The organism is Bradyrhizobium sp. cf659 (genome assembly GCF_900113725.1).
Taxonomy (GTDB): domain Bacteria; phylum Pseudomonadota; class Alphaproteobacteria; order Rhizobiales; family Xanthobacteraceae; genus Bradyrhizobium.
The window spans coordinates 19,430-35,126 of sequence record NZ_FOQJ01000002.1 but is presented as its reverse complement, the minus strand read 5'-3'; the positions used below and the strand labels follow the sequence as shown (position 1 = coordinate 35,126).

At 63.3% G+C, this 15,697-nt stretch carries 12 protein-coding genes; all 12 read right to left on the bottom strand.

Features of this window, described 5'->3' with window-relative positions:
- Positions 1-78: 78 nt before the first annotated feature.
- Positions 79-375: a HypC/HybG/HupF family hydrogenase formation chaperone gene (locus tag BM118_RS09140; RefSeq protein ID WP_011089676.1), complete on the bottom strand. Its 297-nt coding sequence runs from the start codon at positions 373-375 to the stop codon at positions 79-81.
- Positions 376-401: 26 nt separating this feature from the next.
- On the bottom strand, positions 402-980 hold the full coding sequence (locus BM118_RS09135; RefSeq protein WP_092184447.1) for a HyaD/HybD family hydrogenase maturation endopeptidase: 579 nt from the start codon (positions 978-980) through the stop codon (positions 402-404).
- Between the two features lie 15 nt (positions 981-995).
- Entirely contained in the window at positions 996-1,739 is a 744-nt protein-coding gene (gene cybH / locus BM118_RS09130; RefSeq protein ID WP_092184445.1) for a Ni/Fe-hydrogenase, b-type cytochrome subunit, read from the bottom strand.
- A gap of 9 nt (positions 1,740-1,748) precedes the next feature.
- Positions 1,749-3,539 carry a nickel-dependent hydrogenase large subunit gene (locus BM118_RS09125; protein ID WP_092184443.1) on the bottom strand — a complete coding sequence of 597 codons (1,791 nt, stop codon included), beginning with the start codon at positions 3,537-3,539 and terminating at the stop codon, positions 1,749-1,751.
- A 29-nt stretch (positions 3,540-3,568) separates the two neighbouring features.
- Complete coding sequence (locus tag BM118_RS09120; RefSeq protein ID WP_092184441.1) at positions 3,569-4,660, bottom strand: hydrogenase small subunit; 1,092 nt, start codon at positions 4,658-4,660, stop codon at positions 3,569-3,571.
- Positions 4,661-4,857: 197 nt separating this feature from the next.
- Positions 4,858-6,297 carry a nickel-dependent hydrogenase large subunit gene (locus BM118_RS09115; RefSeq protein ID WP_092184439.1) on the bottom strand — a complete coding sequence of 480 codons (1,440 nt, stop codon included), beginning with the start codon at positions 6,295-6,297 and terminating at the stop codon, positions 4,858-4,860.
- Positions 6,294-7,310: an NADH-quinone oxidoreductase subunit B family protein gene (locus tag BM118_RS09110; protein ID WP_092184437.1), complete on the bottom strand. Its 1,017-nt coding sequence runs from the start codon at positions 7,308-7,310 to the stop codon at positions 6,294-6,296. The genes BM118_RS09115 and BM118_RS09110 overlap by 4 nt, the downstream gene beginning before the upstream one ends.
- A 67-nt stretch (positions 7,311-7,377) precedes the next feature.
- Positions 7,378-8,697: a DUF3422 domain-containing protein gene (locus BM118_RS09105; protein WP_092184435.1), complete on the bottom strand. Its 1,320-nt coding sequence runs from the start codon at positions 8,695-8,697 to the stop codon at positions 7,378-7,380.
- A 40-nt stretch (positions 8,698-8,737) separates the two neighbouring features.
- Positions 8,738-11,053: a TonB-dependent receptor gene (locus BM118_RS09100; RefSeq protein ID WP_092184433.1), complete on the bottom strand. Its 2,316-nt coding sequence runs from the start codon at positions 11,051-11,053 to the stop codon at positions 8,738-8,740.
- Positions 11,034-12,113: a HoxN/HupN/NixA family nickel/cobalt transporter gene (locus BM118_RS09095; RefSeq protein WP_092184431.1), complete on the bottom strand. Its 1,080-nt coding sequence runs from the start codon at positions 12,111-12,113 to the stop codon at positions 11,034-11,036. The genes BM118_RS09100 and BM118_RS09095 overlap by 20 nt, the downstream gene beginning before the upstream one ends.
- Positions 12,114-13,346: 1,233 nt before the next feature.
- Complete coding sequence (locus BM118_RS41275; RefSeq protein WP_177234154.1) at positions 13,347-14,333, bottom strand: hypothetical protein; 987 nt, start codon at positions 14,331-14,333, stop codon at positions 13,347-13,349.
- Positions 14,334-14,587: 254 nt separating this feature from the next.
- Positions 14,588-15,340: a S1 family peptidase gene (locus BM118_RS09080; protein ID WP_143099453.1), complete on the bottom strand. Its 753-nt coding sequence runs from the start codon at positions 15,338-15,340 to the stop codon at positions 14,588-14,590.
- Positions 15,341-15,697 lie beyond the last annotated feature (357 nt).

The following is a 15,697-nucleotide window of genomic DNA, read 5'->3' as shown; positions in this document are numbered from 1 at the left end:
ATGCCTTCCAGGCAGCCCATGGCACCTGCACACCGATCCGGCCGCGGAGGCGGTCATCCCACTTGCCTGGACGTTGGCCTATTCGGACCGCAGGTGCGCGGGCAGTTGCGGCTCGCGGTCGATCAGGTCGGCGAAGAAGCGGTCGCAATCCTCACCGTCGAGCGCAGCACCAAGACCGTCGATCGCGGCGCCAATCAGGCGCGCCTCTTCCTCATCGAGAAGCCGGATCGCGGTGTCGATATAGACCAGCACGTGGGTGCCGACCGGCGGGTTGGAGAGCAGCAGCATGGAGACGCGGCGCTGTTCGCCGCGAAACGCGCACAACGCCGAGACGCCATCCGTCTCGACAATCGTCATCGGCAGGCCGAGACACATCGTGCTTTCTCCGGAGATCGCGCCTGTCAGGCTGGCCGCATCTCGTAATTGGCGTGATCGATGTCATTGGCGAGCAGCCGCTCGGACTCCGCCAATGGCGCGCTGCGGCGGCTGACCGTGACGCCCCACTCGGCCAAAACCTGGCAGGCGAGATCGATCGAGGGCGCGATCTGGTCGCGCACCGGCGGCGTCAGCGGCCCGCCCCAGTCTTCGAGATCGAGCGGCTGGCAGCCGATCAGCACGAGATGTTTCGGGCATCGGCCGAGCAGGTCGGCGGCGCTGATCACCTCCTGGAAGCCGGTCTGGTGCAGGCTCATCTTCTTGGCGCCGGTGAAACGCGGCACCTCGTCGTCGCGCACGAGCTTCAACCGGCCTGGCTCGAGCCCATAGTCGATGGCATCGAACACGATCAGGCGGTCGGCCTCTTCCAGATAGTTCACGAGGTAGAGCCCCTGCGTGCCGCCATCGAGGATCGTGACGTTGTCAGGCACGGCGTAGCGGCGGTGGAACTCCTCCACCGCGCGCACGCCGAAGCCTTCGTCGGCCCACAGGATGTTGCCGATGCCGAGCACCAGGATGCGGTTGTCTTGCGGGAATGTCGGCATCGGTCGCGTTCCCCTTCAGTCACGGAATTGCCGCTCGCCCGAGATCATCGAGGAGATGATGCTCTGGCGCGACATGATGTCTTCACGGATCGCGGCGTAGATGTGCACCATCACGAACACGATCAGCGCCCACATGCCGAGATGATGCCAGGTATGGACGTCCTGGCTGTTCGGCCAGATCGCAAACACCCAGCCGAACAGCTTGTGCTGCCAGCTATCGATGCCCGCCCCTTCCGAATAGAGGGCAAAGCCGGTGACGATCATGAAGGCCACGAACAGGGTGAAGCCCGTGAACATCGCGGTCTGCGCCAGCGGATTGTGCCCGACATACATCTTCGGTTCGCGCTCCAGGAACGCGTACCAGCGGATTTCGTGCAGCACTTCCTTCCAGAACTGCTTGCGATGAACCGGGATGTAGAAGATCTGCCGGGAGTGGTGGTTGCCGACGAAGGCCCACAGGATGCGCGTGAGGAAGAACACCGCAAGCACCTGTCCCGCAGCGAAATGGGCGAAACGGATGTAGCCCATCACGAAGTTGTCGGACGCCTCGCCCGCGACCGTCGGCAGCGGCGTTCCGATCAGATAGCCGGTCACCATCAGCACGATGATCGAGAACGCGTTTACCCAATGGCAGATCCGCACCGGCGCTTCGTAGACATAGACGGTGGGACGCCCCACCGCACGTTCTCCGGAAGCGTCGGCTGCGATCGCGGCGAGGTCGGGCCTGGCGTCGGAGGCGGGAGCAACTGCATCCATCATGGTCGCCTCCTACCTGACCTTGACCTTGGCCAGTTCCTGGCCATCCGGGCTCATGACATGCGTCGAACAGGCCAGGCACGGATCGAAGGAATGGATCGTGCGCAGGATCTCGAGCGGCTGCTCGGGATTGACCATCGGCGTGTTCATCAGCGACGCCTCGAAAGCGCCGATGTTTCCCTTGGGATCGCGCGGTGAGCCGTTCCACGTCGTCGGCACAACGCACTGGTAGTTATCGATCTTGGTGTCCTTGATCTTGATCCAGTGCGCGAGCGCGCCGCGCGGCGCCTCGGTGAAGCCGACGCCCTTGGCTTCCTTCGGCCAGCTCTCCGGCTTCCACTTGTCGACGTTCGCGGTCGAGCTGTCGCCGGCCTTGATGTTGGCGACGAGCTTGTCCTGGAAGTAGCGCATCTGGCGTCCGGCCCAGACGGATTCGAGCGCGCGCGCTGCGGTGCGGCCGAGCGTCGAGAACAGCGCCGACACCGGCAGGTTCAAATCCCGGAGGAACTTGTCGACGGGGTCCTTGAACTCCGCCTTGTTCTGGGCATAGCCGACGACCCAGCGCGCCAACGGGCCGACCTCCATGGCATGGCCGCGCCAGCGCGGCGCCTTGATCCAGGAGTATTTGCCGCCCTCGTCGAGCTGTTCGATCGCGGTCTTGGTGCCCTTCGCATTGGGCCCCAGCACGTAGTTCGGCTCGGTCACGCCGTCCCAGGGATGAAGTCCCTTGGTCTCGTCGGGATATTTGTACCAGGAGTGCACCACGAACTCCTGGATCTCGTCGGGGTTGGCGTGATCGACCGGAAACACCTCGGACAGATTGCCGTTGATGATCGCGCCGCGCGGCAACTTGAGACTCTTGGCGGAATAGTCATTGGCATGCTCGGGCACGTCGCCATAGGAGAGCACGCTCTGGCTCGAGAGGCCGCCGCCATAGAGCCAATCCTTGTAGAACGACCCGATCGCTGCAACGTCCGGCAGGTAGACCATTTCGTTGAACTCGATCAGCCGGTCGATGATCGAGGAGATCAGGTTCAACCGCTCCATGTTGATGGCGCCGACGGCACCGGTGCCGTCGACATTGATCGGACAGGGCACGCCGCCGACGAGCCAGTTCGGATGCGGATTCTTGCCGCCGAAAATGGTGTGGATCTTGACGATCTCCTTCTGGAAATCGAGCGCCTCCAGATAATGCGCCACCGCCATCAGATTGGCTTCGGGCGGCAGCTTGTAGGCCTTGCTGCCCCAATAGCCGTTCTTGAACGGACCTAGCTGTCCGGACTCGACGAATTTCTTCAGCCTGGTCTGCAGATCCTTGAAATAGCCGGGCGACGACAGCGGCCAGTTCGAGATCGACTGCGCCAGCGTCGAGGTCGCCCGGGGATCGGCCGAGAGCGCGGAGACGACGTCGACCCAATCCAGCGCATGAAGGTGATAGAAATGGACGACGTGGTCATGCACCTGCAATGCAAGCTGCATCAGGTTGCGGATCGAATTGGCGTTCTCCGGAATGGTGATCCCGAGCGCGTTCTCGACCGCGCGCACCGACGTCAGCGCGTGCGTGCCGGTGCAGACGCCGCAGATCCGTTCGGTGAAGGCCCAGGCGTCGCGCGGATCGCGGTTCTTCAGGATCACTTCGATCCCGCGCCACATCGTGCCGGTGGAAACCGCGTTGCGGATGACGTTGTCGGCGTCGACATTGACCTCGACCCGCATGTGACCTTCGATACGGGTCACCGGATCGACGACGATGCGCTTGCCGGAATTGTCGAGATTGAAGCCGTTGGGAGTCTGGATACCCATGGTTGTCCTGCCCTCGTATGTCTCTTTGCTCAGCTGTTGTGGTCGGCGTCTTCGCGCTTGCTCGCGAGCCGCTTCACTGCGGTCACGGCCGCATGCGCGGCCACCGCGGCGCCGACGGCGCCTGCCGCCACCATGCCGATCTGATCGGCGTTTTTCTCGATGCCGAACTGCTTGATGTTGGTGAGACGGTCGTAGAACGAGCCCTTATCCCAGAAGCCGTCCTCCGAGCAGCCGATGCAGCCGTGGCCCGACTGGATCGGGAAGGAAACGCCGCCATTCCAGCGCACGGTCGAACAGGCGTTGTAGGTGGTCGGGCCCTTGCAGCCCATCTTGTAGAGGCAATAACCCTTGCGGGCGGCCTCGTCGTCCCATTCCTCGACGAACTGACCGGCGTCGAAATGCGGTCGCCGATAGCACTTGTCGTGAATGCGCTGCGAGTAGAACATTTTCGGCCGGCCCTGGCGGTCGAGCTCGGGCAGTTTTCCGAAGGTGGTGATGAAGGTGACGACGCCGGTCATCACCTCGGCGATCGGGGGGCATCCCGGCACCTTGATGATGGGCTTGTTGGTGATGACCTTGTCGATCGGGGTCGCCTGTGTCGGATTGGGCTTTGCCGCCTGTACGCAGCCCCAGGATGCGCAGGCACCCCAGGCGATGATCGCCATTGCGTCCTCGGCCATCATCTTCAGCTTCTCGACGAACGGCTTGCCGCCGTCGATGCAGAACATGCCGCCTTCGTTCAGCGGCGGATTGCCTTCCACCGCGAGGATGTACTGGCCTTTGTGCTTGGCGCGGGTCTCCTCGAGGATGGCCTCCGCCTGGTGCCCCGCGGCCGCCATGATGGTGTCGTCGTAGTCGAGCGAGATCATCGACAGCACGGCATCCTTGACCAGCGGATGCGCGGACCGGATGAAGCTCTCGGAGCAGCAGGTGCATTCGAGGCCGTGCATCCAGATCACCGGCACGCGCGGCTTGGTCTCGAGCGCGTTCGCAATGCGGCTCGCCGCCAGCGGCCCGAGCCCGAGGCTCGTCGCCGTCAGGCTGCAGAACTTGTGAAAGCTCCGACGCGTGATGCCTTGCCGCCTGATCACGCTGTAAAACGTTTCCGTCGCCGCGCCCATGAATCCTCCCGCCTTCGCTTTGACTTTTCGATGACGTCAAGGACAGCAAGAAGCAGGCCAACAGCCTGGAGTGATTCAAAAGTGGAGAGATTCCAGAACGTTGGGTGTTTGAATTGCTCGCAGGAGCGGTACGCGAGGATGCCGAAGATGCGAGAGGCGGAAACAATTCGATTTGCAGGCGGCAACGAAGTTTCCGGTCAATGCGCGGTGCACACCATGCAGGGATCGAACGAGCGCACGATGTGCTGGATCGCAACCGCACGCGGTCCGGCATCGCCGACGTCGGTGCCGACCAGCGCCTGCTCCAGCGGACCGCCGACGTCGAAGGAATCGCGCGGCGAGAAATTCCAGGTGGTCGGCGCGATGATCTGGTAACGCTCGATCCTACCCTCGCTCACCGCCATCCAGTGTCCGAGACTGCCGCGAGCAGCCTCGACGAGCCCGACGTAGCTTCCGTCGGGGATCTCGCGCGCGTTGTTGCAGAATGGCTCCGACAATCGCAGCGCGCGCGTCCACTGCTCCATCGCCAGCGCGATGCGCGCGGTCTCGATCAGCCGGGCGATCACGCGGCTGCGCACATTGGTGCCATCCCGCGAAACCAGGTCCGTGATCAGCGCCTGGCCCGCCACCGTCTGGCGCGCGATCGCGCCGACCTCGATCGGCTGGCCCGAAAGCCGCGGCGCCTTGCACCAGCTATAGGCCGCCGGCTTGTCGGGATCCGGGACCGTGCTGCTATGGGCGGGATCTGCGGAGGACTCCCGCATCCACGCATGCGAGACGTCCTCGGTGATCTGCGTCAGCGGCAGCGGTTCGATCGTTGCGCGCGGACCGAACAGGCCGCGTGGAAACAACTCGCCGTCGACGCCATGATAGGCGCCGTAGCTCATCATCAAACCAGTGCCCCTGCCGAGCCCGGTCAACGCAAGACTGTCCGCAAGCCGCAGGAAATGGGCAAAATCGCCGCCGCGGCCGTCGCGCCAGCTATCCAGCTCGTCCGCAGAGCCGATCGCCAGCACATTCTCCAGCGAGTCCGCGAAGACGATACGCTCGAGGAAGCGACGAAAGGCCGTCGTGATCGACAGCAGCCGGACGCGCTCGCCAAGATCGATGGCGCGCGTCGTGCCGCCGGGCTGGAACGCCAGACTGTGCGGCCATTTTCCGGCGATGATGCCCATAGTCTCGAGCAGCCGCGCCCGCGCCGGCAACGCGTCACGCGCAGCGCTGCCGCGGGTTGCTGCAAAGCGCTCGCGCGTCTCCACGTGCCAGCTATGGGCCGCATAGGCCTCGCGGGCAAAGTCGGGCATGAAAAAGATATAGAAGTGGGTCAGATGGTCGGCCGCATTTTCCGCCGCATGGGCGATGTTGGTCGCAAGCAAGCCATTGGGCGCAGCGTCAACGGACATGGCGTCACGCAGTGCGGCGGCGGACGCGACCGATTGCGAGACCGAGCAGATACCGCAGATCCGCGGCGCCAGCGCCAGCGCGTCGAGCGGCGGCCGGCCTTCCAGGATCTGTTCGAAGCCGCGGTAGAGCGGCGCCGTCACCTCGGCGCGCATGACGCGGCCGCTCTCGACGTCGAGGCGGACTTCGAGATCGCCCTCAACGCGGTTGAACGGGCCGATCGTGATCCGCGTCATGGCTTGCCCTTGGTCGTCGAACGGCCCGGCGGCACAACCACGTGGTCGGCGGTCGCATTCAACCGCACGCGCCGGGGCGTTGCGGACTTCGACAATGCCGCGAGCGCGACGAACCAGGCTTTTGGCATGTCGGTCGGCAAGCCAACCGGAATGCCGGCGAGCTTGGCGGTCTCCAGGAAGTTCTGCGCGCCTTCGAATCCCGGCGAGGTGCAGGCGATACAGGCATAGCCGCCCTTGGTGCAGGAACCGCCGCCGTTCCAGGAGCGCTGGTTGCAGTCGCCCACCGCCTGCGTCGCCTTGCAGCCGAGATGCTCCATCAGGCAGCCGCGCTCCGACATCGTCTCGGCGCTCGCCTTGAACTCGTAGAACTCGTTGCGCGAGCAGCCGTGATGGGCGAGATGATTGGCGATGAATTTCGGCCGTCCGTAAGCGTCGAGATCGGTCGCGGCAAGATCCTTGCTGGTCAATGCCAGGATGGTTTCCATCATCCAGCCCGGATGCGGCGCGCAACCCGCGACATTGATGACGGGTAGACCGAGTCGCGAACGGAAGCCCGCGCCCAGCGCGCCGCCGCTATCGGAACCTTCGAACTGCAACCCCACGGCATCGGTCGGGTTCGATCCGGCGGCCGGCACGCCGCCATAGGCGGCGCAGCTTCCGACCGCGATCACATAGTCGGCCAGCGGCGCGAGATCGAGCATCCAGCGATAGACCGAGCGGTTGGTGCCCGCCAGCATGTTGAAGCGGCCGCTGTCGTTCGGCCCCCGGGCGACGGAGCCTTCCAGCAGCAGCAGATCCAGCCGCACCTTGCCGTCCAGCACGGACTGCAGCACCTCGACCGCTTCCTCGCCCGTCTCTTCGCTCACCGACGGATGCCATAGCAGGTTGATGCCGAACTGCCTGAGCTCGTCGAACCAGCCGGAGGCGCCGCTTTCGAGGATCGACATGGTGCAGCCGCCGCAACTGGCCCCCTGCAGCCAAAGCACGTTGGTCGTCCCATCCGATCGGCTCATGGCTCCTCCTCAGCCTCCAAGCATCCGCCGCTCGTAGCACAAGAGCAAGGCTTTGGCTTGACGGATCTCAATCATGCCCGCCCGACGTCCCGCCGTCATGCTTCAAGTGCCGCTGGCGAATCCGGTGCGTGACAATCCAGGTGATGCCGATGGCGACCGGCACGAACAGCGCGGTCGCCAGCGACGGCTCGACATGGATGCCGCCGTCATGCGCGCCCTTGGCGAGATAGCCGAACAGGCTGACGACGTAATAGCCGATCGCGGCCACCGAGAGGCCCTCGACCGTACTTTGCAGGCGCAATTGCAGCTTGGTGCGCTCGTTCATCGAGCGCAACAGGTCGCGGTTTTGCTCCTCCAATTCAACGTCGACGCGGGTGCGCAGAAGATCGGCGGCGCGCGCAAGCTTGATCGACAAATTGGCCTGACGCTCCTCCAAGGCGGCGCAGGTGCGCATCGCCGGCGCCATCCGGCGGGCGAGAAACGACGACCAGGTCGGATAGCCCGCGATCTCGCCGCCTTCGATCACCCCGAGGCGGGCCTGCACGATGTCGTAATAAGCCCGGCTGGCCCCGAACCTGAACAGGCTGCCGGCGGCGCCACGCTCGAGCGAGGCGGCGAGCGCAGTCAGCTCGGTCAGAAGATGATTGTTGAGCTTGAGGTCCTCCGCACCCTGCATCTCCTCGAGCACCTCGACCAGTCGGCGCCCGATGTGATCGACCGATGGTGCGAGCTCGAGCGCAGCCGGCAGGCCGAGCAGCGCCAGCGTGCGATAGGTCTCGATCTCCAGCACGCGCTGCACCAGAGCGCCCAGACGGCCCGGCGACAGGCCGTCGTTGCAGACCAGGAGACGCACGAAGCCGTGCTCGTCTACGCGGAAGTCGGAGGCGACGACGGCCGGACCGCTTTGGACGGCGGCCATGGCGAGACTGCCTTTCTCGAAAAGCTGCTCGGCGCGTTCGATCGCGGCTGACGTCTGCTCGACCTCGAGCTTGAGCGCGACAAGCAATTGTCCCGTCTGCGGCACCGCGCGGATCAGCGCCACGAGCTCCTCGTCCACCGCACCGAATGGATGGGGCAACTCCGCATGATGCCAGATCCAGGTGAATGTCGTGAACTCGGAATGCTGCTCCCAGCGCAAGACGATTGCACCGATCGTCACCTGATGGTGTTTTGCGGAGGCATCCGGCGCCGGCAGTCCGTGCGCGGTACAAAAGGCGGCGAAGCTTTGCCGATCGGCGGCGGCGGTGTCGCCCTGGCTGAGAAACGCAAAGCGCAGGGCGCCGAGTGGCGCGGTCAGCCGCGTGAACGGACGGGCATGCACCTCACTCAGCACCGCACCGCGCTGCGGATGCTGCCGGAAGCTGGCGAGATCAGGACCAGAGTTCATCGACGAATCCTCGGCTTTTGACGGGCACAACCCGCCTCTTCTAGAACGTTCCGGCCATGGTGAGGCGGAACGTCAGCGGCTCGACCGGGTGCAGCACGTAATCCATCACGCCGTTCTGACACACGGCCGTCGGCGCGGTGCCCGACGTGCAGAGATTATAGAGCGTATCGGTCTTCAGCAGCGAGCCATAGGCATAAGTAATCTGGTTCGATCTCGTATTGAACAGGTTGAGCACGTCGAGCTGGACCCGCCAGCCATTGTCGGCGCGATAACCGAGGCGGCCGTTGAAGATGCTGGTCGCGGACGAGCGGAACGCATTGTCTTCCGTCAGCGGGCTGGCGGCCAGATAGCGCCAGCGCAAGGTCCCGAACCAGCCGGTCCTCTCGCCGAGCGTGATGCCGGCCGATGCCACCATCGGCGGCGCATTCGGAATATAGTTGCCGGGCGCATTGCCGATCTGTGCCTCCGGATAGCCGGCGAGCGAAGCGTAGACCTCCGCCTGGTCGCTGTCATAGCCGCGAAAGCGCGCATGGGTCATCGCCAGATCAGCATCGATGTCGATCCAGGACCGCGGCCGGTAGTGGTTGGTCCACTCGAAGCCATAGCGGCGGCTGGCGCGGGTCGCTGAGGTGTCGCCGGCATCGCCGGAGAACAGGATCTCGGAATCCTGGTCGAGGATGAAGACGCTGACCGAGGAATCGAGGCCGGGAATAATCCTGCTGCGCACGCCGATCTCGGCGCCCCTGGTGCGCACCAGCAGCGGCGCCGGCGAGAGTTTCGTCGCGGGATCGCTCGGGTCCTCCGTCGTCGTCGCGCCGCGGGCGTCGTTGGAATGCATGCCATAGCCGGCGCCGAGGAAGAATTCGGTCTGGTTGAACGGACCGAGCACCATCCTGAATTTCGGGCTGCCGAGCGAGGCATCGACGTGACCGGAGTTGTTCGCGTTGAACAGCGAGGTCACGTCAGCGGCATAATAGTCGCCGCGCCAACCTATTGTGGTCCGGAGCCAGTCGGTCCAGCGCACGGTGTTTTCGGCATAGACGCCGACGCTGCCCTCGCCGACCTTGTCGCTGCGGACATTGGTGCGGAAGCTGCGCTGGACCGTGTTGGTGAGTGCGAGATCAATCGCGTCATAGCGCGATTGCAGGCCGACCGTGGTCTGCATCGGCAGGCCCGCGAACGAGCCGGTCAGCGTGCGCGAGATGTTGGCGCCGGCCAACAGGCGGTCGTCGTGCTGGTGGAACTGGTCGCCGAGCACGGGATCGGCGAGGTAGTAGGTGAAGTTGTTGTAGAGGTCGAGCTGGCTCTTCACGGCATAGGCATTCGCCTTCCAGGAGCCGAGATCGTCGCTCTGCGCCACGCGGCCCGAGAGCGCGAAGCGGTTGGTATTGCCACCGTCGGTCGGGTCCTCCGAGCCGAAGCGGTCGAGCAGACCCGACGTGAGCGCGCGCTGCGGCACCTGGTCGGTGGAATTCCATCTGTTCGCATAGGCCATGCCGGTGACGGAGACGCCGTCGGTCGCGGTGCCCTGGCTGTAGCGCACGAGCCCGTTGAGCTTGCGCACATTGTCCGGATTGTCCCAGGGGCCGTTGTAGGCGCCGAGCTCGCCGGCGACGAGCAGCGCCCCGTCGCCGACCTTGGCGGAGTCCATGCCGAGCAGGCGGCGATAGCCAAAACTGCCGGCGGTCACCTGTGCAAGGCCCTTCTCGGTGCGGTCGATCAGGCCGATATGGACGCTGCCGGCGGAGGCGAAATCACCCGCGTCGGCGAAGTACGGACCCTTGCGGACGTCCATCGCGCGGACGGTTTCCGGGATCAGCCAGTTGAGATCGGCATAACCCTGGCCATGCGCGTGGGTGCGCATGTTGACGGGGACGTCGTCGACGTAGATTGCGAGATCGGTGCCGTGGTCGAGGTTATAGCCACGCAAGAAATACTGGTTGGCTTTGCCTTCGCCGGAATGCTGGGTCACGATCAGCCCCGGCGCGGCTTCGAGCGCCTCGCCTGGCCGTGCGAAGGGGCGCGCGTTGAGCTCTTCACCGGAGACGGTGAGCTCGCTGGCCATGCCCGGCGGCCCCTTTGCGCCGGAGGCGACGCTGCGGGCGTCCGAGGTTTGCGCGGCTGCCGGAGAGACGAAGATGCGATGACCGGCCGGGAGCGGCCTGCCGGCGCGCCGCGATGCAGGCGACTTTTTGCGATGCGGCGTCTCGCCGCCGGCGACCTGGACCGGCGGCAGCTCGCGCAAGGCGCCATCGCTCTGCGCGGAGGCGTTGCCGTGATCCGCAAGAAGCACGAAGGCCGAGAGCACCGTCAGCGGACCGCGGCGCCGGCCAGGCTCAGGCTGCCTCGGTCGCATCGGCGCATTCCAGGACTTTTGCCGCGACGCGGTGCCGGCCACCCGCAAACATGCGGCGATAGGTCACGACCGAGACCAGCCAGGCGAGCGCGAACAGCGCGATCACGGCGAAGCCGAAATTGGCCAGCGAGTCGTTGACGGCCTCGACCAGCGCCCACACGCCGCCGGACTGGCCGAGCCGGTCGCTGATAAGCCCCAGCGCCTCGATGCCGCCGATGAACAGCGCGACCGCGACCGAGGCGCCGGTGATCGTGAGGTTGTACCAGAGCTTGCGATAGGGATCGACGAAGGCCCAGCGATAGGCGCTGACCATCAGCGCGGAATCGGCGGTGTCGACCAGCGCCATGCCGGCGGCGAACAGAGCGGGGAACACCAGCACATGCGCAAGCGAAGCGCCGTGCGCGGCTTCGGTGGCGGAGATGCCGAGCAGGCCGATCTCGGTCGCGGTGTCGAAGCCGAGCCCGAACAGCAGGCCGAGCGGGTACATGTGCCAGGGCTTTGCGACCAGGCGGAACATCGGGCCGAGCAGGCGCGTCAGCAATCCGCGATGAGCGAGCAGCGCATCGAGCTGCGCGGCGTCGTGGATGCCCTGCTCGCGCACGTCGCGCAAGGTTCGCCACAGGCCGGCGAAGATGGCGAGATTGATCGCCGCGATCACCAGCAGGAACAGCGCCGAGACCGAGGTGCCGATCAGGGAGCCGATCTCCTTGAGCAGGCTTTCGCCCCCAAAGCTCACCACGCCGAGCATAAGCAATATCGTTGCGACCACAACGACGGTGGAATGGCCTAGCGCGAAATAGAGGCCGACGCTTCGCGGCGTATCGCCCGCCTGCATCAGCTTGCGCACGACGTTGTCGATCGCGGCGATGTGGTCGGCATCGACGGCATGGCGCAGGCCGAACACCCAGGCGAGCAGCGCGGTCGCCATCACCGCGGGCCGGTCGGCAAACAGCGTGAAAGCCCACGCCCATGCGGCGACGTTGGCAGCGATCAGCCCGCCGAACAGGACGATCGAACCGGGCTCGAACGCTTGCCTCGCGACCTGACCTGACCGATCCATGCCCCCTCCAAGTATGATGTTTGTATCAATCCATCATACTCTCCAGCAAGAGCCGGGCCACGTTCGGGGGAGGCAGCCGACCGCCCGGTCGGCGCTGGTGAAGGCGCTGGTTTTGTGGAGGTTTCGTATCGGGAGCGCTGTCGCAGAACACGCATCTTGTGGAAATCAACTATCCACGATCGGCAACACGCGGTCACCACGAAACGGAGCAAACGCCGCAAATACGTGAGACCGGCTCAAACCTGGGAGTCCATCCGCCGACGACTGCAACACGGCACCAACGGAGCGGTGGGCGACAGTCTGCCGCTCACCGGCGCAACTTGGCCGGACCGTCCATTTCCCGGATCCCGAACTCGAACATCATGTTCCTCTCGTGGCTTGCTGCCGGCGTGAAGCCCCTGTCCGCTTCTTTCCCGTCCATCAGCTGCTACTCTGCGGACGGATGTCGCACGATGGATGGCCCCCCGAAACTGGATCGCGTCCGACCAGCCACTCGCTTCCTGTTTCGACGGTCCGCAAGCGGCGCAGAGCATCGACCTGTCAAACAGCGGACACGCCTTTCCGTTCTCGCGGCGCATTTCGCCCGAGCTTTGCCCCATCTCTCGTCCTCTTGAGCCAAGAGGGCGCAGGGAAGGCCGGGTGCTGACCTAGCACCCGCGGTCTGCTGCGCGAGGTATAGCGCAGAAGAAACCGCACAGCAGCATACAGGTGTAGCCAATCACTCGGCCTTCCCTGCGCAGTGGTTGGACGGCTTATGCCGTGCTCTCCCGGGAGCCGAGTTCCTGCTGGCCTCCCTCGCCCCGGCGAAAGTCACCGGCCCCGCGCCGGTTGACGCGACTGCCGCCTCCGCAAGAGCTTGACCGTAGCAACGACGGCCAGGACCACACGGTTTTGCCGTACGCGCGGCCCGCCATTTCGCCGCAGTTTTCCCGGCCCTGTCGACGGAGCCGGAAACTTACAGGCGAGACGAACCTGACAGCGCCGCTCGTCCAGCGCGAAGCTTCGGGCTCACGGAGAGCAATCCGCCCTGCCCTAACCTCTCGCGCCCGACGCTGCCGCGTCCACCGCAAGCCCGGCTCGCGAAACGTGACGACACAAGATCGCCCCTCAAGGATGAGCCGGGATGGGCGACAAATACGATACTTCCGAATTTCGGTAAAGTGGAATATTTTTGCGGGGAGGGGTTGACGGGGTGGTGGGTGTTTTGCCCGACGGGCGGAAACATTCCAGGGACTAGCGATTTTGCTTTGCCGCTTCAGCCGCAGCCATATCTGCTCTTGAGGACAGCCATGCGGGCACCGAGCCAGTATCACGCCTGGCTACATTCGCGGCTTTCCGGAAGTCCTCCAGTGCCTGCTTGGGATACCCATTCATCAGTTCGGACATTGCTATTATGGTCAGGCACTTCCAGCAGTTGCCTATTTGAGTCTCGTCCCGATCCAAAATGTTCACCATCAGCGTCCCTGGCTTTAGCGACGAGACGCGAGGATCCGTAAGAGCCAGCCACATGATGATATCGACGGCGGCATACTTCGGTGTTGCGGGATCTGCCGCGACGCGCTCACAGGCCGAGCGGAACGCCTGCGAAAAGCCTTGCTCATCGCTACCGGTCGACATGTAGGTACGCGAAGAGCCTGCGTTGGCTCTACAGTCCACATAGTCGACTGTCGCTGCGTTCGCGATAGTTATTTCCACGGGCGGGATGCGGCTCGCCCATTTGTAGCAGTCGATTCCAGTGCTGGATAGATCTTGGGCATTCCACCTCATCAGACCCCAGCACTCCGCGTCTTCGGCGCGAAGCCACATCATGCTCGATGGTTTAGTGTACTTGCCGAATCCCTCAATGACTCCCCAGGGCACGCCATGGGCGGTAGCGTTAGCGGCCATGGCCTTATTGCATTCGGGGGCCGGGATTCCGTTTGGTTGAGCGCAAGAATGAATACCAACGCGCCCACCCATATACACGACGCGCGTTTTGCCGGACACAAACAGCGCCATAGCGCAGGCCGAAGCGCACGACGCGCCCGCCCTCACTACGGTTCGGATAGCGCCGCGCGCATCCATATTTGCAGCTATGGCAAGCGCTTCGCCGACCAAGCCACCCGGGCTGTCTAGCTCCAAGGTTTGAAACTCTGGCAGCGCAGCAAATTTTATCGCGTCGCCTTTTTCGATTGGGCCTGACGCTTGTACGGTGTGGCGGTCGCGCCAGTTCAAATCCATAGCCCCTGTCCCGGTTATTGCGGCGACTAAAAGGAGCATCGCTATCGCGATTCGTCTCAACATAGAGCGGGCCCGTGACTTTGAAAAAGGTGATTGAAGCCCCTTGATCGGAACGCATTCACGCTCAAGAGCTTTCCTTGCAATATCGAAACTCTCCCGCTAGCTCGTAGGATGGGTAGAGCGAAGCGAAACCCATCGATACTACCCGACACGAGGCGTGATGGGTTTCGCAAGTGCTCTACCCATCCTACGCGTTATTTGAATTGTTCAGCTATGCGCTGGACGATCGCCGCATACCATGAAGCACCAAGGCCGATTTGCACTCCATCTGCAGGGTTCTTTACATCCAGCGTGCCCGAATGCACGCCCAAGAAGTAGTAGTTTGTTCCAGCGGTGAGCTCTGTGTTGCCATTCTCCTGATTTACCCATGTCGATTTTGGTTTCGACACAACCGGACTACCACTCGTTCCCGGATGTAGATTTATGTCGGTCAGAAAAAGAGGCTTACCTTGGAAGGGAACACCGTACGCACTCGCAACCATGCCTCCGCGAAGAACCGCAAGATTGTGCGGAAAATCAGAGACGCCTAACGGAAAGCCGATTATGAAAACATCTTCGCCAGGCTGCATTGTGTACTGCTTTGGCAAGAAGTTTGCCGCGCTCCAAGCTTTCACAATGAATTTTTGCGTAAGCTTAGCTTTGTCCAGTTGCAGCACGGCGACATCAGCCTCGGTCGACTGCAGATCCGTCTTCCAGGCGGGTGCGTTCGCAGCGTCGTAAAGCGGAATGTCATAGTTGGCATTTTTGGTAGTATCGTTGCCATCCGTATGCAGTCGAATCCGGAGCGTGTCTGGTACGACTTTATCGCCTTTCACAACGTGAACGTTCGTAACGAAGAATAGCTTATCGTTGTTCTCGTAGAAAAATCCACTTGCGGTACCAATCTGACTACCGGCCTTAAGTTGAACAACTAGCGAAACCGTCAGCATGATTTCGTTGATAGCCATTAAACGCCCCACCTCGGATACGGCCAAATGCGGACATGCAACCGCAGTTTCACTCGAATTAGGTTGCACAGGTTAGAAGATGCACGCGGCCTATACAACCGTGGCTTCGGCGATAGGGTCGCGAACTCGTCAACTCTTGGGTATTTGAGATAGGATTTGGTAGCGGGAGACCGCTACCGCCTTTCCCCACACGACGCAAATCTACGATATTTCCTCCGATCGTCTGCCTAAGCTCAGAAGCTTGTCGAACGATAGGGTCAAATCGTGGAGGCGCAACCAATACCCAATTGATCACAATGCGTTCGTTGACCGACGTCGCGCCCAGCCGCCGAACAGCCGCGACACTGCCCCCGGCAT